The following is a 23,063-nucleotide window of genomic DNA, read 5'->3' as shown; positions in this document are numbered from 1 at the left end:
GATGTGATAAAGAAAAAGCTAATGTAGAACATAGGCTTTAGTTGCAAACGCCAGCGCCCTTGCCGACAGGAAATTTCATGAAACGTGGCAGTCTCACCTCCAAAATTCTCGGACTGATGATGGTGCTTATCCTGCTCTCCAGTGGGCTATCTATCTTTGCGCTCGCCAACCTGTCGTACAGCCTTGGCGATGCCCGGGCAATCAATGCCTCCGGCTCACTGCGGATGCAAAGCTACCGGCTGATGTTTTACGCCAATTCAGGCAGTGAAGAGGCCGAAGACAAAATCCGTGAGTTTGAAGCCACCCTCTACTCACCTGCACTCAAAAACTCCCTTAACTGGAGTACCCCCCAACGCCTGAAAGACCAATATCTGCTGGTTATCGACAAATGGAAGGTGATGAAATACTTCATCGAAGAGGAAAACTCGCGCCTGTATGCCTCTTCGTTAAAGGACTTTGTCGATACCATCGACCTGTTCGTGCTGGAAACCGAACATCACGCCGCCTTTAAATTAAAATTGCTGGCAGCCAGCCAGTTACTGGGCCTGGGTATGATGCTTGCCATTGCTCTGGTGGCGGTGCGCTACACCAAGCGCAAGGTGGTGGAGCCGTTAAACCAATTGATGCTCTCCGCCAACACCATTTCCAAAGGCAATTTCGATGTGGACATGCCCCAGACTGAGTATATCGAGCTGCAGGCGCTGGCCGATGCACTGGACTCCACCGCCAAGGAGTTGTCTGCGCTCTATGGGGATCTTGAGTCTCAGGTTCAGGAAAAAACCCTCGCACTGACCCGTGCCAATCAGGAACTCAACTTTCTCTACGACAACCTGGTGATGCTGCACGGCAAAACCCTCGATTACCGCGCACTGAAAGCAGCGTTGGATCAGCTCAAACAATATGAACAGCTGGACTATTTGCGACTGATTATTCAGGACGAAGGGGACATAGAAGAAGCCATTGAAGCCGAAGGTGGCTGGCCGGCAGAGATTGAAGCTTCGTGCCGTTTTCCACTCACCTTTGAGCATACGGATTTGGGCTACCTCGAGATGGTGTCAGACAAGGCGCCCAATCGCCCCCTGTTTGAGAACTTCGCCATCATGCTGGCCCGTTCCATTCTTATCCATCAATCAGCCGAGCAGCGTCAGCAACTGGCGTTGATGGAAGAGCGGGGTGTGATTGCCCGCGAGCTGCATGATTCGCTGGGGCAGGTGCTCTCGTTCCTCAAAATCCAAATCACCCTGCTCAGAAAAGGCCTTGACGACAGCTGCCGCAACCCTGAAGTCGAGCAACAACTCAATGAAATCAATGAAGGCGTGAGCACCGCCTATGTGCAGCTCAGGGAACTGCTTTCAACCTTCCGCCTCACCATCAAAGAGCCCAATCTCAAACACGCGCTCGAAGCCATGTTGGAGCAGCTTCGCAGTCAAACGCACACCAAGCTCACCCTGGATTACGGTATCCGCGAGCAACTGCTTGGCGCCAACCAGCACATTCACATACTGCAATTAACCCGCGAAGCCACCTTAAATGCCATAAAACATGCCAACGCCAGTGAAATTGTGATTCAATGCGCTAAGAATAACGAAGGTATGATCAATATCAGTGTCAGTGATGATGGTGTTGGTATAGAACACCTCAAAGAGCGGGATCAGCATTTCGGCATTGGCATCATGCACGAGCGAGCCAGCAAGCTCGAGGGCCAACTGCGCTTTTCCAGCAATGAAGCCGGTGGTACAACTGTCACACTCACACTTCCCCCACATCAGGAGTCAAGTCAACATGGGTAAGCCCTATTCAGTTCTGGTGGTAGACGACCACCCTCTGCTGCGCCGCGGTATCTGTCAGCTCATTGCATCTGATAAGGATTTCACTCTGTTTGGGGAAGCAGGCAGCGGTTTGGATGCTCTGAGTGCGGTGGCCAATGACGAGCCGGACATTATACTGCTGGACCTGAACATGAAAGGCATGACGGGTCTCGATACCCTCAACGGCTTACGCCAGGAAGGCGTCACCTCCCGTATCGTTATCCTGACAGTGTCTGATGCTAAACAGGATGTAATCCGCCTGCTGCGGGCCGGTGCCGACGGCTACCTGCTCAAGGACACAGAGCCGGATCTGCTGCTTGAAAAACTCAAACACGCCATGCTGGGGCACAGAGTGATCAGCGAAGCGGTGGAGGAGTACCTGTTTGAGCTGAAAAATGCGACCGACGAAAACGAGTGGATAGATGCCCTGACACCGCGAGAGCTGCAGATCCTCGAACAGCTGGCAGAAGGCCTGAGCAACCGATTGATCTCAGAGCAACTGCACATCAGTGAAGGCACGGTGAAAGTACACGTGAAAAACCTGCTGCGAAAGGCCAACGCCAAATCCCGCACCGAGATGGCGGTCAGATACCTGAACCGCTAAACACAAAAAAGGCAGCCGAGGCTGCCTTTTTCAATCCCCGGGTTTCAGCGGGTTTCAACTAAAAATGCCTGCCAGCTTTGCAGGGCGGCTTCTAAATCTTCGAGGCCACAGCTGGCCTCAAGCTCTGCATCGTAAAGGGACATGCCATCGTCCAGCTCATCCTGGTTGTCATACCCCAGCACGTTGGCATAGACCCTGGCTTGCTCTTCATCCAGCTCCAGGCTGAATTCCCGGCCCGTCAAGCGCCACTCACGCAGCTCCCCGGCCTGAATCGCGGCAATAGCCGTTAATACAGCTGCCGTAGCAGCGGGCTTGTCACCCAGCTCTTCACCAAACCATCGCCCCATCACCTCATGTTCCATGCTGAAACGAGCCATCACGGAACCATCCAGGCCGTTGCGGCGAAATTCGTACTCCATAATCTATCCACTGTGATTCAAACATCGTTATCGATATGGAAATTTTATCCTATACACGCGGCTCTTGCCTCTTCGCCGCACCAAAGCGGTACTTGAATCCTCTCCCCGCTCTGGGCTAGTGTCATGAAAAGCTTTGAAAAGGAACCAAACATGTCACAGGGATTCATCTACAGCTATTGGCTGAGCGGCGATCGGGCCGGACACCCCCTCGATGAGGACACGCTGAGCGCCTGGAGCCCCGAACAGGGGAATATCTGGGTCCACCTCAATTATCATTCCCAAGCCGCACGGGAGTGGTTGCACCGAACCGATTTGCCCAAACTTGAAATTGATGCCCTCTTGTCCCGAGATACCCGGCCAAGGGCCATAGCGGCAGACAGCGGTCTGCTGCTGGCGCTGCGCGGAGTAAATCTCAATCCTGACGAAGCACCGGAAGACATGGTGGCGCTTAGGCTGTTTGCCGATAAGCACAGGGTGGTGAGCACCTGTCGTCGTAGCCTGCAATCCGTCAAAGAAATAGCCGCCCTGATAGAAGCCCGAACGGGCCCCGCGACACCGGCTGAGTTTATTCTGTCCCTGTGTGACAAGTTAACCACCCGCAAAACCGATTTTATTCACGAGCTTGAAGAGAAATTGGATCTCTTGGAAGACCAGGTCGTCGGCAGCAAGAGCAAGGATTTGCGAAACGACATTGCCGATCTCAGGCGCCAAACCGTCATGGTGCGCCGCTATCTGGCGCCGCAGCGGGAAGCCTTTACCACGCTGCAAACCGAAACCGGGCAACTGTTTAAAAAGAGTGAACAGTTGAAAATGCGGGAAATTCGCGATCGCCTCACCCGCGCCATTGAAGACCTCGATGCCCTCAGGGACAGGGCCAGCGTGACCCAGGAAGAATTGATGAGCCGCCAATCCGAAGAGCTTAACCAGCGGCTGTATTTTCTGTCGCTGGTGACCGCAGTATTCCTGCCGCTGGGTTTTCTGACGGGGCTGCTTGGCGTCAATATCGGTGGTATCCCCGGCGCCGACACACCCTGGGCCTTTGCCCTCTTTTGCGCCATTTTGGTGCTGTTGGTGGTATTGCAGCTTTGGCTGTTTTACCGAAAACGCTGGCTTTAACAAAAAGGACGCCATCGGCGTCCTTTTTTCGGTTTCAATCTCAGTGACAAACTACAACTGAGACTTTCAGCAAACCGCCAGCATCAATTGGTGCGATAACGGGCCAATACCTTACCCAGGGAGCGAGAGGCCTCAGCGAGTCTGGCGACCCCTTCCGATGACTGCTCCGCCACCGTACGTATGGTGTTGGACTGGTTACGGATGTCACTGAGCTCTGCGGCAATACTGTTGGCCACGCTGCTCTGCTCTTCGGCGGAGGTGGATATCTGGATGCTCATGTCGGTAATGGCACGGGAGGAGTCGGCAATACCCCTCACATCCGCGCCTATGTTGGCAATAACCCCACTGCTTGACTGGGCCTGACTGACCGTCTTTTCGGTAATATTGGCGATGTTACGGCTCTCGCCCTGCAGTTTTTCAATCATGGCCTGAATTTCAACGGTTGCCGCCTGGGTGCGGCTTGCCAGGGTGCGCACCTCGTCTGCCACCACGGCAAAGCCCCTGCCCTGTTCGCCCGCACGGGCCGCCTCAATCGCGGCGTTGAGCGCCAACAGGTTGGTTTGCTCAGAAATCGCATTAATGGTGGTGATCACTTCGTTGATTTGTGTCGTGTTTACATTGAGCGTCGCCACTGAACTTGAGGCCTGTTCAATCAGCCCCGACAGCTGCTCAATGTCAGAAATGGCCTTTTGCACCCGCTGGAAACTGCTTTCCACCTGGGTGGCATCCTGCTCGGTTTTTTCGGTGGCCTGACGGGAGATATTGGACACCTCCTGCGCTGAAGCCGTCATTTCTTCCATGGCTGTGGCAACCGAGTCCAGCGACACATACTGGCGATTAATCTGCTGCAGGCTCTGCTTCATTTCCCGCTCAAAGGACTCGGAAGTATCACTCAGGGTGTCGGCGTTGGCTTTCACCACCTTAACGAGCTCAGTGAGGGTGTCCATGGCTTTATCCAGTGCACAGCCAATGGTACCGAACTCATCACGCCCCGGGTGGAAGCCTAAACGAGAGGTCAAATCCCCTGAGCCAATTTTCTCTGTGGTGGTGTACAGCACCCACAGGGCACCGCCGATAAAGGTGGCCACCCAGTATAAAAACAGGCCAAACGGTAACAGCCACAAGCCAGTCCAAAGCAGGCCAGCACTGGCCGCAGAGCGTGCCTTGCTCTCCTGACTGCGAACATCCTGTTCCAGCGAGTAGCTCTGGCCATTGGCCGCAATGGCACTGACGGTGACTGAATCCCCATCATGGCGATTTTTGCCACGCCCCGTGGTTAATCCAAGACTGGCGGCTTTCTCAAACTGGCCGGTGGCATTCAGCGTGTCCAGCATACCTGCCAATCGGGCTTCTGCAGCCTTGAGCGAGCTTGCCTCTATGGCATCGACACTCTGGGAATAGCGCAACCCGGCAGTGGTTCCCAGTGCCAGTACAAACAGCAAAAACACAACCCACATCTTGTCGTTAATGGACATGCGGATGAAAATTTTATCGATAGTTCGAAAATCGACCTGCTTCATTGGTACTCCAGAACGCGATTCGGCGAGTTGTTATTATTGCACCAAATTCAAAATCTTGCTCAATCACTTTCCGGACATTTGAGGTGGTTTTTCCCCAAAAAAAAGACGCCCTGAGGCGTCTTTGTACTCCAACAGTCACTATTACTGTGCGGGAGCGGCTTCGGCAGCGGCGGCTTTTTCGATGGACACCAGTTCCACCTCAAACACCAGAGTCGAGTTGGCAGGAATGGTACCGTTGTCACGCTCACCATAGGCCAGCTCAGCCGGGATCACGAAGCGATACTTGGAACCTACAGACATCAGCTGCACACCCTCAGTCCAACCGGCGATAACGCGGTTCAGAGGGAACTTCGCGGTTTGGCCACGATCGTAAGAGCTGTCGAATGGCGTGCCGTCGATCAGGGTACCGGCATAGTGAACTTCAACCACATCTTCGGCGGCTGGCTTGTCGCCTTCACCGGCAACCAATACTTCGTACTGGAGACCAGACTCAGTGGTGGTTACGCCTTCTTTGGCCTTGTTGGTTTCCTGATACTTTTTACCGTCTTCCAGGTTCTTGGCGGCCATCGCTTCAGCCTGAGCCACACGCTTGTCGTTCAGCTTCTTGTCCAGATTCTGCAGCACAGTCTGCATTTCTTCTTCGGTCAGCTTCAGGGAACCATTCAGGCCGTTGGCAAAACCTTCAACGATCAGAGCGCGATCGGCTGGCAGACCAAGAGCTTCCTGCTCCTTGATGTGGCCAGACATGTAGCTGCCGATGGAAGCGCCAACACTGTAAGCTTCTTTCTGGGCCTCAGTGGTCAGGGAAACAGCTGGTGCAACTTCTGCTGCTTTTTCTTCTTTATTACAGGCAGTTAAACCTACTACGGCCAGGGCGACCAGTGAGTATTTATAAATAGATTTCATTGAAGCTTCCTTAGCGTCCTCAAGTGGTTACAATAACCTTTGTTATTCATCAAACCGCCCCACTTTATACTAGTTACTAAGCTTATGCCATGGGCAGCACCAAGCGGGGGCTGTCCGGAAATACAGACAGCAATGAGACCTGGGCATGTGGAATAAGTTCAACCTATGTAATCTGTGGCTGGCACTGGTTTTTGTGCTCTTGTCAGGCTGTTCCCCGAAGGAAGCCGATGGGGTGTTGGTGCTCAGTGACGCACCAAGTTATGGTGCAACCCTGAGCCAGGATGCCAGCCTGGCGCTCATCAGCACCGAGTCCGCTGGTGTTGAGCTGTGGCAACTCTCTCCCAAAACCCTCAAGCACAGATGGCAGCACGGACCAACCAGTAACGAGTCCATTGCCCTTGCCCTGTCGGACAACGGCGTTTATGCCGCCTCATTAAGCCGGGATTCAGTTGCACTGTGGAGGATAGATGACGGCGCTCAGGTGGGGCTTTGGTCACTGCCCTCAGCCGGGCAGGCGCTGGCGCTTTCTGATGGCGGTGGCCTCTTGATAGGACTCGCCGATGGCTCAGTGATGTCTCTCGTGGCCGGGCAAACCAAACTTATCCGTTTCCTTGGACACAGCGAGAAGGTCAACAGCGTGGCGCTGTCGGCCGATGGCAAGCTGGCACTCAGCGGAGGCAACGACTATCAAGCCATTCTCTGGCAGGCCGATACCGGACAGCCATTGCAAACTCAGCAATTTGACGCTCGGGTACTGGCAGTGGCGATATCCTCCGACGGTGAGCTGGCCTTTGCCGCCGACGCCAAGGCCGATGCCCGGATTTTTGCCAGCCAAACAGGCAAAGTCATCAGCGAATTACGGATAAAGCAGCGCACCATGACCTTTTCTGCCGCCCGCTTCAGCCAAAGCAATACGGCCTTGCTCACGGGAACCCCCTTTCGGGAAGTGCTTCGCTGGCAAACAAAAGATGGAAAAGTAACCGGTCGCTGGCAGGTAAGTCTCTCCAATCGACCGCAAAACAAAGGTGCCGTTGTATACTCAGTGGCCGAAACCGGCCTGCCACAAACACCTGTTGCCAGTATCAGCAGCAGTGGCAGAGTGGAATACTGGTCAACGAGGTAACAATGCAAACAGATATAAAGGCAATGCAACAGCAAATCGAAGAGCTGCAAACCAAGCTCGCCTTCACCGAAATGACAGTGGAAGAGCTTAATCAGGAAGTCATTAAGCTCAACGATGTTGTTGCCAAGCAAACTCACGCCATCCAGATGCTGGTGAGTAAGCTAAAGGCGATGGAACCGAGCAATATCGCGACCCAGGCGGAAGAAACACCGCCGCCGCACTACTAATAATCCGCCGCAGGAACAGGGAATTTCATGGCCAGCATCCAAACCGCCCCCATCGCCATCACAGGTGACCCGGTGCTCTACCAAAAAGCCGCACCTGTCACTGTATTTGATGACAGTCTGGAGAGGCTTTCGCAAACCCTGATGGCCACCATGTTGCAGGCCAAAGGCGTGGGTATAGCCGCGCCTCAGATTGGTGTGAGCCAGCGGCTTTTCATCGTCGCATCCCGCCCCAATGAGCGTTATCCCGATGCGCCCCTGATGGAGCCCATGGTGATGGTCAATCCTGCGCTGCTGTCGGGATCTTCAGAATGGGAATCGAGTGAAGAAGGCTGTCTGTCGGTTCCGGGAAAAAGGCTGTCTATCGCTCGCCATCGCTGGGTCGAAGCCAAGTGGCAGGACTTACAGGGCAATGCTTACTCCGGTCGTCTTGATGGTTTTATTGCCCGAATCTTTCAGCATGAGCTGGACCATCTCGATGGCATCACCCTGTTGGAACGCGTCACCATGGCCGCACAAGCGCACACGATGAACGCGGGAGAGACGCCACTGTGAGTCAACGGGCCCCAGTACTCATGACAGCGCTCTTCCTTGGCGGCTGCGCCATGGGCGGCTTCTTTATGAGTTATCCGGCGCAGATGGCACAGGTAAAGCAAGCCCTTTCGGGCCCAACACCCCTGTCGCCGTTGACACAAATGAGCTCTGAGCTCAGCGGCAAAGATGGCCTGCTCTATGCGCAGGAAGCGGGACGGGTCGCCCAGATCGGAGGCGACTTTAAGGCAAGCCAGGACTATTACCGCAGTGCCATTGCGGCCTATGCCAAATTCGACGACCAGGCCACCGTCAGCCTCAGCAACCTCGGTGCCAATGCCGGCAGTCTGGTATTGAATGATAATGTTATTCCCTACCGGGGGCCGGGATTTGAGCGTGTGATGCTACACCAGTATCAGGCGCTCAATTACCTGATTCAATACGACTTTGAAGGGGCTCTGGTGGAGGTGCGCCGGGCCAACGAATTACAGGCGCAGGAGCAAAAACGCTATGAAAAATCCAAAGAGTCCGTCAAGGCCATGGCCAACGGAACCGTGGATAGTGAAATAAACCGCCTCGAACAGCAGGCAGGTCAGGTCACCAGTTCTTTCTTAAATGCCTACAGCTACTACACCACAGGCCTTATCCATGAACTCCTGGGTGAAGAAAACGACGCCTTTATCGATTATCGCAAGGCCGCTCAAATCCTCCCGGGTAATCCATACCTGGAGCAGGATTTAGTGCGTTTGGCCAAAAAACTCGCCATGCCTCAGTATGAGGAATTTAAAGACAGGTTCGGCGACGCCATATTGCCCGGCCAACAGGACGGTCAACTGGTACTGCTGCTGGAGCGAGATTTTGTGTTGGCCAAGCAGCCACTGACAGTCCCCTTTACCATCAGCGGTAACTGGCAAACTGTGTCGCTGCCAACCTATGGCAGCAGTGGTCCTGCGCCTCAACCCCTCAGTCTGATGGGACTGGATACCCCCTTGCAACCGGCGACCATCACCAACATTGATGCACTCGCCATCAATGCCCTTAAAGAGGACTTGCCCGCGCTGCTCATTCGCCAGGCTGCCCGGGTCTATGCCAAATCAGAGCTGACCCGCGGTGTGGAAAGCCAAAGCAAAAAACGCCGGGACGAATTTGATGGCGCCGCCGTGGCCATGCAGATTTTTAATGTATTAAGCGAACAGGCCGATTTACGCAGCTGGTTGACCCTGCCAAAACAGGCACAGATTGGCCGCCGGTTTTTACCTGAGGGCGATTACAGTGTTACCCTTGGCAATGCCAGCAGGAACATAGAGATACGTCCCGGACAGACCACCCTGGTATGGGCGATTGACACGGGCAGCAACATCCGCTTTTATTCAATCAACATCAAAAGTAAATGGAACTGACTATGAAACACTTCAAACTGATTTTCATCCTGGCAGCGTCCCTTGGCCTGGGCGCCTGTCAATCCAGGGTTGAGTACGGAGACGCCACCGAAGTGGAAACGGTGAATGAGAACTTCGGTTCCACCGATCTGCAGGCCATTACCGCCAAGATGGTGGACAGCATGCTGACCTTCCCGCCAGTGGTCGCCATGACTGCCAAACAACGTCCCATCATCTTCGTGGACAAAATCAAAAACAAAACCTCAGAGCACATAGATACCGAGTCAGTGACCGACTCCATCAGCAACAAGCTGCTGCGCTCCGGCAAGTTCCGCTTTATCGATATGACCAAGGTGGATGCCGTTCGTAAGCAGTTGGATTACCAAAACAACTCAGGCATGGTTGACCCATCAACAGCCATCCGCTTTGGACGCCAAATCGGCGCCCAGTACATGCTCTATGGCAACCTGTCCAGTATCGTCAAGCAGGAAGGCAGCACCAAGGATGTGTACTACAAGATGACCATGCGTCTGATGGATCTGGAAACCGGCCTTATCGAATGGTCCGATGAAAAAGAAATTCGCAAGACCAAGTCCAAGTCATTTCTCGGCATGTAATTGCCGGTCTGACAATAAAAAAACCAGCGCCTTGGCGCTGGTTTTTTTATTATGTTGAGTCCATCCCTTACAGCAAAACCCCACCAATCAGTGCAAAGCCTGCCACCAGCACGAGAATGGGCAACCTGAGCACCTTTAAGGCCGCAAAACCGGCAACCACCAGTGCCATGTCCATGGGACCCACCACAGCAGAGAGCCATATCGGCTGATAGAGCGCACTGAGCAGCAGTCCCACCACGGCAGCATTTACGCCCGCCACGGCACCTGCAACCCTGGGGCGTTGGCTCAGGCCCTCCCAGGCGGGAAGAAACGCCAGCAACAATAAAAAGCCCGGCAGGAAGATAGCCAGGGTCGCAATCACAGCGCCAAGCACAGCATCCCCGGTCGCTGCATCGGCGCCCAAAAAGGTCGACAGGGTAAACATGGGGCCGGGGATTGCCTGGGCAGCAGCATAGCCAGTCAAAAATCTGTCCGGCGACATCAGCTCACCAAAGTGCCCTTCCAGCAGCGGCAGCACCACATGGCCACCGCCGAACACCAGAGAGCCAGCCTGAAAGTTCACTGCCGCAAGCCAGGCCTCACTGCCGCCGCTGAAGGCTTCGACACCATAAAAGGCGCCGACAAGGAACAGCGTAAAGGCCAGCAGCCAGCCCCAGCCGATGCCGGCAAGCTTGCCCCCCGCCTCTCCCGCAGGCGACAAACAGATCACACCGACCACGGCCGCCAGAGCCAGTACAACAAACTGCACCCAACTGAGTCCGAAGAGCAGCAGCGCTATGGTGCTGGCAGCCATAATCAGTCTTGCTGCCCTGTGCTGACAAAACTGGCGGAACATGCCAAGACAGGCATCCATCACCACCACCACGGCAAGCAGTTTAAGTCCGTGGATCAGACCATCAAACCAGGACTGCCCCAGCAGATTGGCACTGGTCACGGCCAGCAGATACATCAACATGGCCGATGGCAGGGTAAAACCAATAAACGCTGCCAGCGCGCCACCAAGGCCGCCACGGGTGAGTCCGATGGCAAATCCCAGCTGGCTGGAACCGGGCCCGGGCAAAAACTGCGACAATGCCACCAGGGCACCGAACCGCTTTTCATCGACCCAATTGAGTTCGTTGACAAAGGTGTGTCTGAAGTAACCGATATGGGCCGCAGGCCCACCGAAGCTGGTCAATCCCAACATGAAAAAACGCACGAAAATCTGCCACATAGCCCTGAGTTTTCCTCCAATGCAATGGCATCAGAGTATGACATCTTTGTGACATCAAGTTGACATAAAAAAACCACCGCTGACGCGGTGGTTTTGGGTTTTGCAGGCCCGGACACGATTTTCACCTTGCGGGCCTGAACTGCATTATGGGCAGTTGACGTTGTTCACCGTCAATTACTTTGACAGGAAGCGACGGCGCAGACCCAGAGCAAGCAACATCATCAGTGCCAGAGGACCCGTGCTGCCACCACCAGAGTTGCTGGTTGGCGTTTCAGGCTGAGTCGTCACTGGAGGCTGTGGCTCAACACCATCAGATACTACGGTCAGCATAAAGCTGGTCGAAGCAGCATCACTTGGGTTTTCCAGATCACTTACAGTCACTGTCACTTCCACTTCACCATGGAAATCTTTTTCCGGCGTGATACTGATGGTGCTGCCAGAGCTGTTACCGGATACGGTGGCGGTGATGTGTTCACCGGTCACGGTAATCTGGTTAACGCTGTTTTGCTCGTCGGCATAGCGCACTTCGATACCTTCCAGCGTGGTGTTTTCGTTCACGCTCTGGTCGGCAATGGCACCCATGGTGATATTGCCGGGTACAGCGATCTCGTGGCTGATGTCGATATCGGCCATGCCTTCAACCTGGCTTACGGCGTTGAAGGCCAGGGTCTTACCCGCTGCGCTTGGCTTGACCTTGGTCCATGCCGTTACTTCGAACTGAGAGGACTCAGGGCCCTGGTAGTCGTAACAGATCACCAGACCGTTTTCGAGTTTCTCATCCAGGTTATCGAAGGCTACAAGCTCGCCCTTATAACCTTCCAGCGGACCGTAAGGGTAAATACCACCACGGAAGCCCTGCAGACCGATGGAGCCACGGCCATCACCGTCGAAGTTAAGGTTGTCATAGGCCATCATCATCTCGTACTCGCCGTCACCGAAGCGGGTATTGACGTTGAAGATCAGCTCGAAGTCGAACCTGTCATCCATTTCCTGCCACTGGTACACACGATTGGCATCGCGACCTGCCGGCAGGTAGGAGCGGGCATTGTCGTACTCCAGAATGGCCCAACCGGTTTGGGTGCTGGCGATACTGATACCGGATTTATCACCGAAACCATTATTCAGCGGGGTGGCCAGAATGGCCTTGGTTGCATCCGCTGCCAGGCCATAACCGCGCCACAGCATACCGATACTTTCATAGGGGAAGCTGTTGTACGGGAAGATGTCATGGTATGGGAAGAAGAAGGGCTGACCTTCCCACAGAGACACTATGCCGTGGGCATGGATATCCAGGGCGTTTTGCTGACTGGCATTCAGGTTTTCGGTGTTGTTGTACAGATGGAAACTGTCGTAACGGCCACCGAAGATCAGATCGATAGGCAGTACAATACCGTTGCGGGTCAGGATGTCATTGTCCTTACCCCTGATGGCACGGCCATTGGCATCGTATTCCACAGGGGCAAAGCCACTGAAGATCGGGTAGATGCGGAACTCTTCCAGGTTCACATAACCACCGGGGTTGCTGTTGCCAAAGTCCGGCGTACGGCACATGGCATCGTCAGCGTTGGTAGTAATATTGTAGGAAGGGGCCAAATCGCTGGTATCGGGCTGAACACCGCTGATGGTCAGCTTACCGTTTTCCAGTTTGATATCGGTCACCATGGCTTTGGACGAGGTCAACACATCTTCGGCACTCAGACTCAGATCAGCAGGTACATCTGCGCTGATGGTAAAGGCACGGTCAGCACCCGAATCGTTGGGCAGCACGGTAAAGGTGAACGGAATCACATCACCTTCTTTTGCACCGGTCTGGGGCACGTTCAGGCTGACATCATCCTTACCACGGGTCAGTTTAAATGCAGATTTGCCTATGTTGCCCGCATTGGCTACTGAGGTACCAAAGTCGATGAGTGAGTAGTACACATCACCTTCGACCATTTCAGGCATAGCCCAGTTAACCTGTACATCCACAGGTTCCTTGCCATTACTGACTGGTACATCCACGGTCAAACCATTGGCTAACTCATCGACGACCACGGTCGCCGCATACTGGAAGGTTTCTTCCGGGAAATCATGGTAGTTGTTCTGGGCAGAACCTTTGCGTGGGTTGTAGAACACAGCCCAGTATTGGCCCTCTTCCGGCTGATTGATGTTACAGAAGTTGTTGTAGGTGATGTGGTTGGACACACACAGCAATTCCTCGAACGGATCCGCCTGGCCATTGCCGTTGTAATCCTTACCTACGTACACCAGCAGGTTACCCTTGTCGAAGTTGCCTTCCAGTGGTGATTCAGTGGTACCAAAGGACTCCACGATCAGACGACGGGCATTGGCCGGTACGTCAATCATCACGGTAGCAGTGGCTTCATCCAAACGCTGATCCATGGGCACCGACATGTCGGCATTGCTGCTCCATGGGAAAGAGTTGTCGTCATCCTTTGGCAGTACCAGGGTCTGCACATCGGCTTTCACCGGCGCAAAGATACGACCATGGATGTTGTCACCCTCGGGCAGTTTAATGCCCTTGAGAACGGCGTTGCCTTCGTTACGGTGCGCAGTAGCAGCCAAACGGGCAGGCATGTCGTTCATGTCGTACTTGAACACCACAGGCCAGTGAGCCTCAGGTGCCTTGCCGCTGGTCTCGGAGAAGATCAGGTTGGAGTGCAGCTCCACTTCGGCGTTGGAGAACCAGTCCTGGGTATCCATGATTGACGCTTCAATCACTATCGTCTGGGTTTCACCGGCTGCCAGGGTGAATTCACTCGGGCTGACCTTGATGTTAACGCCGTTCTGAACAGACTGAGAGCGGGAATCAAACGCCCAGTTCACCACATCATCATGGGTCACAGACCAGCTGCCATCTTTGGTCGCTTTTACAGTACGGATCCACTGACACTTTGGCTTGCAGCTGAAGTTCACCAGCTGAGGGGTGTTCAGCTTGTGAACGGTACCGCCATTGAGTGGGTCGGCAGCGCGGAAGTTATCGGCAGTCTCATCCATGATGAGGCCGGCCTGCACGGCGTTGGCCACGTTGATACGGCCGGTACCGGCACGGTAAGTGGATGCCAGTTCAATATCACCGGTCGCTTCGTTGAGGCGGCGATACTGCACCTTGTTTTCAGCGGTCATGGCCAGGGCTGACTGGATTTCAGTGGCACTCCAGGAAGGCTGAGCCTGTTTGAGCAGCGCCATGGCACCGGCTACATGGGGAGAAGCCATGGAGGTACCGCTCAGGAAAGCATAGTCACCTGAGCCTGGGGCTGCTGTAAACGGATGCTCGTCGGCAAAGGCGGCGTAAATATCCACGCCGGGCGCGGCAACGGCCGGGATCAGCGCTTCAGGGGTTGATGGGCTTGGGCCACGGGAAGAGAAAGGCGCCAGCCAATCCGCATTTTCCGCGTTCAACTCACGCTCAATGCGGGTACTGCCTATGGTCAACATGTGGTCTGTGCCCTTGGCCAGCCAATCACTCAGGCCATAACCCGCCATGCCGTTATCGTAGCGACCATCCCACTCTTCTTTGGTGATATGGATAGATGGCACAGAGTACTTGGCCAAAGCAACGAGAGGATCGTTGTTGGCATAGTTGTACATGATCATGCCATCGGCGCCACCGGCCTTGATGTTATCGGCCTTGGCTGAACGGGCGATACCATTGGGATCGCTCAGGCTGTTGCGCTTACAAACTACAATCACGTCGACCGGATTGCCGCCGCTATCCTGAAGGTCAAAGGTACCTTCCGGGAATGGCGTACCGCAGTATTCGTCACCAAAGTTTTTGGCCTGTACCACCATGCCTGTCACAGGCGTGTCGTTGATGGCGCCGCCGACGATTTCGCTCCAACGGGGAGTTTCGTTGCCACCCATGGGGTCAGTCAATTTGGTCTCAATAACCACTTCACGGTCGTGGGTGGTGGCAGCCACGTTCATCAGCCAGGGAGATGCATGGTCGATGGCGCCAAAATACTCTTTGTAGCCAACGGGCTGACCTGAGTTGCCAGCAGCAGCAGCCACAGAAATGCCTGCCTCACGGGCGGCCAGGAAGGCCAGCTCCACATCGTCGCTCCATGGGTGAGAATCCTGACCACCAATGGAGAAGTTAATCACATCCACACCATCGCTGATGGCATCTTCGATACCGGCGATCAGCGCCTCTCCCGGACAACCGCGGAACTCACCCACGTCGTTGGAAGGGTGACATACCTGGTATGACACTATGTTTGCGTGCGGTGCTACACCGCTGATACGGGGGAACAGGCCTTCCTTGATGATGGCACCATCAGAGACAGCATCAGGCGTTGGCGATGAGAATGGCACATCAAAGAGCACGTTACCGGCCGCAGTCGATGCCACGTGTGAACCGTGGCCCTGGTAATCTTCACCCACGGCTGGACGGGTATCACCAAACACACCACTGGTGAAGTTGTCGGTAATAACAGGGTAAGAACGTACACCAATCAGCTTGTCGTTACAGAGGGTTTCGAAGCCTTCTTTGGCACAGTCACCAACGTAGTTGCCCGCGCCCCATGGGTTGGTGTGATCGTAACCGTCACCACCGATATCGGCAAAAGAGGCATGGTCAGTGTTCACACCGGTATCCACGATACCGACAATCACATTTTCACCCTTGTAAGGTACGGATTGGGTAACACTGCCATCCCAAATCTTATTGGCCTGGATAAGCTCCGGACCTGCATCGGACAGCAGCTCGTAAGTCTTGGCGCGGCGCACTGTGGCAACACCGGCTACCTCTGACATACGCTTGGCTTCGTCCCGGGTCATGGCCATGGAGAAACCGTTTACGGCATTGGTGAATTGGGCACGCACTTCGCGATGTCCCACAACGGCGGACGCCGCAGCCAATACATCGTTTTGTTTGCTGAGCAGTTTTGAACGGTAAGCAGCCACTTCGTTGGACACTGGCTTACCGGCAACAAAAAGTTTGCCTTTGCCACCCTTGGCACTGCGAGCCTGGATACCCACACCGGAGTTGGCCAGCGGCTTGTCGCGCAAGGTAACGATGTAAACATGTTCACCGCTGAGGCCTTCTTCGTACTCGAAGCGGCGGGACTGCGGGGTGATCTGGATATTCAGACCTTCACCGTGACCAAGGCTATCCTCGGTAACGGGTGAGCCGCTCTGCAATTGAGCGATTTGTTCAGTAGTCAGCTTCAGGGGTTCGAGTTTATGCTGCTCGTTGACGTTCAAGCTGGCCGCCGCATACATGCTGCCAGCCCCATACAGGGTCGCTACCACAGCACTGGTTACGAGGTTCAGTTTCAAGACGCTATCTCCGATGTTGTTATTGGAATGCTTGCTCGTCCGCCGGTGAAAAACCGGTCAGGAAGGCATCATCTAAGCACCGTCTGAAGGAAGAACCTCAACACTTTGATGTAGCATTTTGTAGACAGATTTCACAATTGATACAAAATCAAAACACTTCGGAGTGATGTAGCATTTTGTAGCCTTTTCCAGTATTTGCTGGAGAGCACAGATTATCGTGATAATCTCTGGGCAAAGAGCCCGAAAAACACACAAACTTATTTCAAAAGCGCTAATAAAAAATAACCCATGAAACCCCTGATACTGTTTATGCTGATGCTGTCTCTGGCTTTCCCCGTGAAAGCTGAAGAGTTGCAAACAGTGACACCGGGAGACTGGCAGGTCTCGCTGGCCCTTGGCTATGGAATACTGGAAAACCCCCGCAAAAAAACCGAAGACATCACCACCTATGTGCTGCCAAGCTGGTATTACTACGGCGAAGACTTTTACGTTGAGAATTTCACCCTGGGATACAGCCTCTACGAAACCGACTGGTTGAGCGTGGACGTACAAGGGCAGTTAAACGATGACGGTATCTATTTTGAGTACGATGGATTTGGCAAGTTATTACTGTCGGATATCCTCGGCTACAAACCCAATACCGGTCCCATTGTTCGTCCGGGGGTTGAGCCACCCAAACTTGAGCCGGTAGAGCGCAATCTGTCTTATCTCGGCGGTCTGAGCGCGACCTGGTACACGCCTGTGTTCGACCTGACCACTGGTGTGTTTTACGACGTCACCGGTGTACACAACGGCTACGAATGGCAACTCAGTGCCAGAAAGTCCTTCGCCTGGTCTTGGGGCGCCGCAGGCATAGAGATTGGCGGCGTGTATAAGAGTGCCGATTTGGTGGACTACTACTACAATGTGACGCAAGCAGAGTCCGGCGCCAGACGCCCACCCAAGCCGCTTGAGGCGGCCACCAATTGGCACGTTAAAGGCGTGCTGAATATTCCCCTGAGCGACAGTCTGAACTTTATTCTCACTGTCAATCATACCCGCCTGGGTAAAGCCATTAGAGAGAGCGCTCTGATAGAAAGAGACGATCTTTTCTCGGGTTTTGCCGGCGTCAGCTACAGTTTCTAGGAGCGGGTATGGGAAAGCGTATGTCACTGTTGTTCTTGCTGTCGCAGCTTTGCATAGTCCCCCTGGCCATGGCAGATCAGTTGAATGTTGCCCCCAAAGCCTGCGCCACCAGCAGTGAAGCACTTCCCTGCCGTTTCAGTATTTCGGTACATTACCAAACAGAGACAGAGCAGAATCTGTGTCTGTGGCTTAAACATGAAGCACAGCCCCGTCGCTGTTACACGGGGATGAAAGAGCTCAGTGAAGAACTCTCGCTGGCACTGGAGAAAGATGCCACCATCGAAATCCGGGACATGAATTCCCGTGTACTGCTCTCAACCCAGGTGTCGGTGGTCTTGTTTCAACCACCGCAAAAACGCAAACGCAGGGGGCTGAATTGGGATCTGCTGTAAAACACAAACTGCTGCTGATTGAAGACGACTTGCCCCTGGCAGAACTCATTGTGGATTTTCTCGAGGCCGAGGAGTTCATTGTTATCCATGCCGAGTCCATCGAAGACGCCTTTACCAAAAGCCAGGGCCAGAACATAGAATTGGTGCTCTGTGATGTGATGCTGCCCGGACAGGACGGCTTCAGCGCCTTTCCGACCTTGTCCAAAAAGGTTCCTGCACCCATTATTTTTATGACGGCACTGGCCGCACCGGAAGATGAAATCTTTGGTCTGGAGCTCGGTGCGGCCGACTATATCAGCAAGCCCGTGGTGCCCAACCTGCTGCTTGCGCGCATCCGCGCCCGACTCAGTCGTCAGCCATCCCCCCAAAGTAACAGCCAAATTTGGGAGCAGGATGGCCTCATCCTGCACAAGGCACATCAACAACTGTGCTTTGCAGATCAGAATTACCCGCTGACGACCCAGGAAACCGAACTCTTGTGGGTCTTTGTGCACCATTTGGAGCAGGTATTAAGCCGCGAATTCCTGTTTGAGCAAATCATAGGTCGCGAGTACGACGGCCTTGACCGGGCCATGGATCTGAAAATCTCCCGCCTGAGACGTAAGCTGGAAAACATCGGTATCCCGGGTCTGGCCATTCGTACCGTGCACGGCCGGGGTTATCTGCTGAGCTTTGCGACTGACGAGATATGAAGCCTCAGCTCATCCGGCTGTTTGTTCTTATCATTGCTTCCTGCGCCTTTATCGTTTGGTCCTTTAACCTTATTTACAGCGCGTCCGACGAGGCATATGGCTACAGTCTGGATGCCGACGCCCTGTTGAAACAGGGGCGTTTGGGGTTTCGCGAGCTGCAACCTGGCAGTATTGCCTTTGCCCCCGAGTTACAGACCCGTCTAGACAGTGGTGAAGTCATTTCCCTCACCCACCAGGATGGCAAAGAGTTTTATTACCTGCTTCTCGATAATGGCCACATCCGGGAAATGGGGCCCGTCAATCCCCAGGCGCAGCACAACCAGCTAAACACCCTGATCCCACTCCTTTACGCCTCGCTTGCGCTGGCGATATTGCTGCTGATCGGAAGGGTGTTCAAGGATTTGAGTCTGCTTCAGTCACAGGCACTGAGTTTTGGTGCGCACCCCAAGCGGATTAAAATCGGCATCGGGCACCGCTCGGCAATTTATCCCCTCGCCAAGAGCTTTGAGACCATGACAGGGCAAATCGTCGACTTTCTGGAGCTGCACCGGGATCTGTCGCGGATCATGTCCCACGAGATACGCACGCCCTTATCACGGATGCGGTTTGTTCTCGAGCTGGCCAAAGCACAATTGTCTGAAAAACACAGCGCCCGCCTGGAAGAGGACATCAATCAAATCGAGGCCCTGACCAAGAGCTACCTGTCGTTTGCACGGGTTGAGCACCAGCAGCCCCACCAACAGCGCGAATGGGTGAATGCGCCTGAATTTATCAATGCCGTGGCAGATAATTTTGCCGTGTATGCCCCCAAATACAGGGTGCACTGTCAGGTGGACTGCGCCCTCAGTGACGACAAGGTGTTGATTGACCCACTGAGTATGGATCTGGCCAGCCAAAACCTGATAGCCAACGCCCTGCGATTCGCCAGCGGTAATATTAAGCTGACGCTGGTCGCAGAGACCCGCCATTGGCGGCTAACCGTGGAAGATGATGGTCCGGGCATACAGGAGCCGGGCAAAGACTTGCGCCAGGCGTTTCAGCGGGGCAGTAAACAGCAAAGTGCCGGATTTGGCCTGGGCCTCTATATTGTCCGCAAAATTGCCATCTGGCATCAGGGCAAACTGACGGTGGAAAACTCGGCCGAACTTGGCGGTGCCTCCATCAGTCTGCGCTGGCGCAGGCCGCTTCCTTGAGCAGCAGACACAGCACCTCAAAGTGGTCACTGTGGGGGAACATGTCGAACAGCTGTACCCGGGCGATGCGATAGCCCGAGATCAGGGCCAGATCTTTAGCCAGCGTCTCGGGATTACAGCTGGAATAAATGATGGCTCTCGGCCCAAAGGCCGACAAACGCTCACACAGTTCCTCACCAATGCCCCGGCGCGGTGGATTCACTATGATGACCTCGGGTACTTCCTGTGCCTGCTGGCCCATGGCAAAGTCGGTGGAATCCAGCGCAGCAAACGACAGATTATCCAGTCCCATGGCCGCTGCCGAGGTTTTGGCGCAGTCGATGGCTTCGGCTTCAATCTCAATGCCTGTCACCGGCAATGATTCATTGGCGCAGTGCAACCCAAAGCCGCCTACACCGCAAAAAAGATCCCACAGGCTCTTTGGACTTAATTCATCAACCCACTTGGCGGCTGTGGCGTATAGACGCGAGGCCACCTCAGGGTTGGTTTGGAAAAAGCTTTTGGGGCGGATAAAGAGTGGCACCCCGTTGAATACCTCATCGAGGCGGGTGGCTTGGGTAAGAAAGATTTCCTCTTCACCTTCCAGTCTTGCCATGTGCACCGGTTGCAGGTTCACCGAGACCACCTTAATGGCCGGGAAATCGGCCAAGAGTTTCGGCAGTTCACGTTCGATACGGGGAATGGCATCTTTGCTTCGAAGCACAAATCGCAGCATAAACTCACCGCGCACGGCGCTGCGGGTCAGCAAAATAAACTTAAGCTCGCCCTTGGCTTTATCGACCCGGTAAGGCGGAATACCTGCACGGCGCACAAAGGAAGTCAGCTCAAGCAAGAGCGCCTGCATGTCTTGTGGATAGAGGGGGCAATGGCTGAGGTCCACGGGTTGACCATCGGGACCCGGAATACCCAGCACAGGGGCGTGGGCCGCGCCCATCACCACCATTTTTGCTTTGTTGCGAAAACCAAACTCGGGCCCGGATACCGGAGCCAAACGTTCGTCTACCGGCAGACCGCCCAGCAGGTGGGTGAGCCTGGCTTCTTTCTCCAGCAACTGCTCAGTCACTGGCTTGGACATCAGACGACACGACTGACAGAGTCCCCGGTTGAAATAGTCACAGCTCACGTTCGGCTCCCACATCTAAAAAACGGCGCACACTTTAGCCTGTTTGCGCCATAAAATCATCCCGGTTTACCGGACGGGTCAGCGGCAGCTTATCCACATCGGCAATCGCGGCTCTATCCCCCAGTTGTGCCCTCACCCAATCCAGCACTTCGGCCGCACTGCTGCGAAATGTGGTCAGTTTACCGCCGTAAAGGCTCAGCAGTCTTGGGTGAGAGCGGCAAGTGTGCATCAGGGTATCCCTCGGGGCGTGAAAAGCATCACCGCCACTTCGGGGGAGCACCCTGACCCCGCAAAAGGTATCAGTCACTTTTTTCTCCAGCTCATCCACTTTGCCGGCATCGGGGAAATAGTGGGCGTAGAGCGCCAACAGGTAGCGTTTCTCCGCTTCGGTGACGGCGGGCTTGTTGTCCAAATGGGTCAACCGGGTTTCTGTGGTGCCGACCAAGGTTTTGCCATACCAGGGCATAACAAACACCACCCTCTGGTCGATGGGGGACTCAAGGTAAAGCACACCGTCGACCGGCGGTATGTCCAGCAGCAGGTGCGCTCCCTGAACCCAGTCAATCTCCAGCGCCGATACGGTTGGAGTCACCCTCTCCAGCAGCTGATTCACCCAGGGGCCGCAGGCGTTAATGACCACACCCGCCTGGATGTCATGCTGCTGTCCCTGCTGTGTAAAACTCACCTGACAGCCATCACCACTGTGCTGTATGTGTTCCACTTCAGCCCATTCGAACACATCAGTTCCGAGCAGGATTGCACTGTGCGCCACCGCCTCACACAGCAGCCTGTCGTCAGTTTGTGCATCCCAATATTGGAACACAGTCTCAAGCCCGGCGCTGTTTAATCCCTGTAACCTGGACCACTGAGACTTGCTCAGAGTTTTAAAGCGGCCGAGGGCATCGAACTCGCTTAAGAGCCCATACAGGGACAAGCCCGCCCTGATAGTGAGTGCTCCACGGCGACTGTTGCGATACACAGGAAAATAAAAGGGGACGGCCGTCACCAGAGACGGCGCCAGCTGTAGCAGTGCGCGTCTCTCTTTGAGCGACTTACGCACAAGGTCCAACTGCATAGTCTCCAGATATCTCAGGCCGCCATGGATGAGTTTGCTGGAATTGCCGGAGGTCGCTTCACCTATCCGCTGCCGTTCAATCAAGGCCACCGAATATCCGGCCGCAGCAGCAAACTGGGCTATGCCCACGCCAGCAATGCCGCCACCCACCACCAGCACGTCCACTCGCTTCATGCTAGGACTCCCGCTCCAATAACTTGGCCGCTTTGTCGCACAATCTTTTCAGCTCGGCCAGTTCTTCCAGCCCGGTCCCCACCATGCAGCGCATTCTGTCAGGAATATCCCGGGCGCCGCGTTTGAGCAGCCGGCCATCATCGGTCAAATGCAGCACCCTGACTCTTTCGTCCTGCTCTGAGCGGCCACGAGTGACCAAGCCCTTCTGCTCCAGGCGTTTGAGCAGTGGCGTTAAGGTGCCCGAATCCAAATGCAACCGCTCACCCAGCGATTTCACGCTCAGGCCTTCTTCTTCCCAGAGCACCAGCATCACCAGATATTGGGGATATGTCAGTCCAAGCCCATCCAGTATGGGACGATAGGCGCGGATCATCGCATTACTCGCCCGATAGAGCGAAAAGCAGACCTGTCGGTCCAAAGCCAGAGTATCTTGCACCTGAAGCCTCACATCGATTTATATTGCACACAAATTAGTTGTGTTATAGCAAAAAAAACGACCCTGTGGCGAGTCAATTTCAGTGAAAAAATTCAAATTGTCTCAGCCAA

Annotated in this window: 20 protein-coding genes; 12 read left to right on the top strand and 8 right to left on the bottom strand. The window is 54.5% G+C overall.

Annotation, left to right across the window (positions count from 1 at the left end):
• The first annotated feature begins 77 nt into the window (after nucleotides 1-77).
• Nucleotides 78-1,790, top strand: coding sequence for a nitrate/nitrite two-component system sensor histidine kinase NarQ (gene narQ / locus SAMA_RS03430; protein ID WP_011758765.1), 1,713 nt, complete (start codon nucleotides 78-80; stop codon nucleotides 1,788-1,790).
• Nucleotides 1,783-2,412, top strand: coding sequence for a response regulator (locus SAMA_RS03425; RefSeq protein ID WP_011758764.1), 630 nt, complete (start codon nucleotides 1,783-1,785; stop codon nucleotides 2,410-2,412). Before narQ ends, SAMA_RS03425 begins: the two co-directional genes overlap by 8 nt.
• Before the next feature lie 44 nt (nucleotides 2,413-2,456).
• On the opposite strand, the gene SAMA_RS03420 is transcribed toward SAMA_RS03425, so the two are convergent.
• On the bottom strand, nucleotides 2,457-2,831 hold the full coding sequence (locus SAMA_RS03420) for a YacL family protein (RefSeq protein ID WP_011758763.1): 375 nt from the start codon (nucleotides 2,829-2,831) through the stop codon (nucleotides 2,457-2,459).
• A gap of 150 nt (nucleotides 2,832-2,981) precedes the next feature.
• Here SAMA_RS03420 and SAMA_RS03415 point away from each other — a divergent pair, with 150 nt between their 5' ends.
• Nucleotides 2,982-3,947, top strand: coding sequence for a zinc transporter ZntB (locus SAMA_RS03415; RefSeq protein ID WP_011758762.1), 966 nt, complete (start codon nucleotides 2,982-2,984; stop codon nucleotides 3,945-3,947).
• Between the two features lie 83 nt (nucleotides 3,948-4,030).
• On the opposite strand, the gene SAMA_RS03410 is transcribed toward SAMA_RS03415, so the two are convergent.
• Complete coding sequence (locus SAMA_RS03410) at nucleotides 4,031-5,467, bottom strand: methyl-accepting chemotaxis protein (RefSeq protein ID WP_011758761.1); 1,437 nt, start codon at nucleotides 5,465-5,467, stop codon at nucleotides 4,031-4,033.
• 141 nt (nucleotides 5,468-5,608) lie between these two features.
• Complete coding sequence (fkpA, locus tag SAMA_RS03405; RefSeq protein WP_011758760.1) at nucleotides 5,609-6,373, bottom strand: FKBP-type peptidyl-prolyl cis-trans isomerase; 765 nt, start codon at nucleotides 6,371-6,373, stop codon at nucleotides 5,609-5,611.
• A gap of 145 nt (nucleotides 6,374-6,518) precedes the next feature.
• Between fkpA and SAMA_RS03400 the strand changes: the two genes are divergently transcribed.
• The 5 genes from SAMA_RS03400 to lpoB are packed head-to-tail and all read left to right on the top strand — an operon-like array spanning nucleotide 6,519 to nucleotide 10,247.
• Nucleotides 6,519-7,496, top strand: a complete 978-nt coding sequence (locus SAMA_RS03400; protein ID WP_011758759.1) for a WD40 repeat domain-containing protein — start codon at nucleotides 6,519-6,521, stop codon at nucleotides 7,494-7,496.
• 2 nt (nucleotides 7,497-7,498) lie between these two features.
• Complete coding sequence (locus SAMA_RS03395; protein WP_011758758.1) at nucleotides 7,499-7,723, top strand: SlyX family protein; 225 nt, start codon at nucleotides 7,499-7,501, stop codon at nucleotides 7,721-7,723.
• Nucleotides 7,724-7,750: 27 nt separating this feature from the next.
• Nucleotides 7,751-8,275, top strand: coding sequence for a peptide deformylase (def, locus tag SAMA_RS03390; RefSeq protein WP_011758757.1), 525 nt, complete (start codon nucleotides 7,751-7,753; stop codon nucleotides 8,273-8,275).
• A gap of 20 nt (nucleotides 8,276-8,295) precedes the next feature.
• Nucleotides 8,296-9,651: a COG3014 family protein gene (locus tag SAMA_RS03385; protein ID WP_049757783.1), complete on the top strand. Its 1,356-nt coding sequence runs from the start codon at nucleotides 8,296-8,298 to the stop codon at nucleotides 9,649-9,651.
• Between the two features lie 2 nt (nucleotides 9,652-9,653).
• Entirely contained in the window at nucleotides 9,654-10,247 is a 594-nt protein-coding gene (gene lpoB / locus SAMA_RS03380; protein ID WP_198134298.1) for a penicillin-binding protein activator LpoB, read from the top strand.
• Between the two features lie 67 nt (nucleotides 10,248-10,314).
• On the opposite strand, the gene chrA is transcribed toward lpoB, so the two are convergent.
• Together chrA and SAMA_RS03370 are read right to left on the bottom strand one after the other, a co-directional pair.
• On the bottom strand, nucleotides 10,315-11,460 hold the full coding sequence (gene chrA, locus SAMA_RS03375; RefSeq protein WP_011758754.1) for a chromate efflux transporter: 1,146 nt from the start codon (nucleotides 11,458-11,460) through the stop codon (nucleotides 10,315-10,317).
• Between the two features lie 174 nt (nucleotides 11,461-11,634).
• Complete coding sequence (locus SAMA_RS03370) at nucleotides 11,635-16,743, bottom strand: S8 family serine peptidase (RefSeq protein WP_041409668.1); 5,109 nt, start codon at nucleotides 16,741-16,743, stop codon at nucleotides 11,635-11,637.
• 288 nt (nucleotides 16,744-17,031) lie between these two features.
• Between SAMA_RS03370 and SAMA_RS03365 the strand changes: the two genes are divergently transcribed.
• Genes SAMA_RS03365 through SAMA_RS03350 form a run of 4 tightly spaced genes read left to right on the top strand, consistent with a single transcriptional unit; the run spans nucleotide 17,032 to nucleotide 20,145 of the window.
• Entirely contained in the window at nucleotides 17,032-17,868 is an 837-nt protein-coding gene (locus tag SAMA_RS03365) for a MipA/OmpV family protein (RefSeq protein WP_011758752.1), read from the top strand.
• Between the two features lie 20 nt (nucleotides 17,869-17,888).
• Nucleotides 17,889-18,260, top strand: a complete 372-nt coding sequence (locus SAMA_RS03360) for a DUF3019 domain-containing protein (RefSeq protein ID WP_198134297.1) — start codon at nucleotides 17,889-17,891, stop codon at nucleotides 18,258-18,260.
• The gene (locus SAMA_RS03355; RefSeq protein ID WP_011758750.1) at nucleotides 18,245-18,952 is read left to right on the top strand and encodes a response regulator transcription factor; all 708 of its coding nucleotides are present in this window, start codon (nucleotides 18,245-18,247) and stop codon (nucleotides 18,950-18,952) included. The genes SAMA_RS03360 and SAMA_RS03355 overlap by 16 nt, the downstream gene beginning before the upstream one ends.
• A complete protein-coding gene (locus SAMA_RS03350; protein WP_011758749.1) occupies nucleotides 18,949-20,145 on the top strand; it encodes a sensor histidine kinase in 1,197 nt (398 codons plus the stop codon). Before SAMA_RS03355 ends, SAMA_RS03350 begins: the two co-directional genes overlap by 4 nt.
• Here the strand turns inward: SAMA_RS03350 and rlmC are convergent.
• From rlmC to SAMA_RS03335, 3 genes are read right to left on the bottom strand one after another with little or no spacing between them, the layout of a single operon-like run.
• A complete protein-coding gene (gene rlmC, locus SAMA_RS03345; protein ID WP_041409667.1) occupies nucleotides 20,114-21,283 on the bottom strand; it encodes a 23S rRNA (uracil(747)-C(5))-methyltransferase RlmC in 1,170 nt (389 codons plus the stop codon). The genes SAMA_RS03350 and rlmC overlap by 32 nt on opposite strands.
• A 19-nt stretch (nucleotides 21,284-21,302) precedes the next feature.
• Entirely contained in the window at nucleotides 21,303-22,517 is a 1,215-nt protein-coding gene (locus tag SAMA_RS03340; RefSeq protein WP_011758747.1) for a glycerol-3-phosphate dehydrogenase/oxidase, read from the bottom strand.
• 1 nt (nucleotide 22,518) lies between these two features.
• Entirely contained in the window at nucleotides 22,519-22,953 is a 435-nt protein-coding gene (locus SAMA_RS03335) for a MarR family winged helix-turn-helix transcriptional regulator (protein WP_011758746.1), read from the bottom strand.
• Nucleotides 22,954-23,063 lie beyond the last annotated feature (110 nt).

Source organism: Shewanella amazonensis SB2B (assembly GCF_000015245.1).
GTDB classification, from domain to species: domain Bacteria; phylum Pseudomonadota; class Gammaproteobacteria; order Enterobacterales; family Shewanellaceae; genus Shewanella; species Shewanella amazonensis.
The sequence above is the reverse complement of the archived record's forward strand: the minus strand, read 5'-3'. Positions and strand labels throughout refer to the sequence as shown.

What these genes read in the sequence shown, in the direction of transcription:
- narQ (WP_011758765.1), top strand. Translation starts at nt 78, where the DNA reads ATGAAACGTGGCAGTCTCACCTCCAAAATTCTCGGACTGATGATGGTG.
- SAMA_RS03425 (WP_011758764.1), top strand. Translation starts at nt 1,783, where the DNA reads ATGGGTAAGCCCTATTCAGTTCTGGTGGTAGACGACCACCCTCTGCTG.
- SAMA_RS03420 (WP_011758763.1), bottom strand. Translation starts at nt 2,831, where the DNA reads ATGGAGTACGAATTTCGCCGCAACGGCCTGGATGGTTCCGTGATGGCT.
- SAMA_RS03415 (WP_011758762.1), top strand. Translation starts at nt 2,982, where the DNA reads ATGTCACAGGGATTCATCTACAGCTATTGGCTGAGCGGCGATCGGGCC.
- SAMA_RS03410 (WP_011758761.1), bottom strand. Translation starts at nt 5,467, where the DNA reads ATGAAGCAGGTCGATTTTCGAACTATCGATAAAATTTTCATCCGCATG.
- fkpA (WP_011758760.1), bottom strand. Translation starts at nt 6,373, where the DNA reads ATGAAATCTATTTATAAATACTCACTGGTCGCCCTGGCCGTAGTAGGT.
- SAMA_RS03400 (WP_011758759.1), top strand. Translation starts at nt 6,519, where the DNA reads ATGTGGAATAAGTTCAACCTATGTAATCTGTGGCTGGCACTGGTTTTT.
- SAMA_RS03395 (WP_011758758.1), top strand. Translation starts at nt 7,499, where the DNA reads ATGCAAACAGATATAAAGGCAATGCAACAGCAAATCGAAGAGCTGCAA.
- def (WP_011758757.1), top strand. Translation starts at nt 7,751, where the DNA reads ATGGCCAGCATCCAAACCGCCCCCATCGCCATCACAGGTGACCCGGTG.
- SAMA_RS03385 (WP_049757783.1), top strand. Translation starts at nt 8,296, where the DNA reads ATGACAGCGCTCTTCCTTGGCGGCTGCGCCATGGGCGGCTTCTTTATG.
- lpoB (WP_198134298.1), top strand. Translation starts at nt 9,654, where the DNA reads ATGAAACACTTCAAACTGATTTTCATCCTGGCAGCGTCCCTTGGCCTG.
- chrA (WP_011758754.1), bottom strand. Translation starts at nt 11,460, where the DNA reads ATGTGGCAGATTTTCGTGCGTTTTTTCATGTTGGGATTGACCAGCTTC.
- SAMA_RS03365 (WP_011758752.1), top strand. Translation starts at nt 17,032, where the DNA reads ATGAAACCCCTGATACTGTTTATGCTGATGCTGTCTCTGGCTTTCCCC.
- SAMA_RS03360 (WP_198134297.1), top strand. Translation starts at nt 17,889, where the DNA reads ATGTCACTGTTGTTCTTGCTGTCGCAGCTTTGCATAGTCCCCCTGGCC.
- SAMA_RS03350 (WP_011758749.1), top strand. Translation starts at nt 18,949, where the DNA reads ATGAAGCCTCAGCTCATCCGGCTGTTTGTTCTTATCATTGCTTCCTGC.
- rlmC (WP_041409667.1), bottom strand. Translation starts at nt 21,283, where the DNA reads ATGTGGGAGCCGAACGTGAGCTGTGACTATTTCAACCGGGGACTCTGT.
- SAMA_RS03340 (WP_011758747.1), bottom strand. Translation starts at nt 22,517, where the DNA reads ATGAAGCGAGTGGACGTGCTGGTGGTGGGTGGCGGCATTGCTGGCGTG.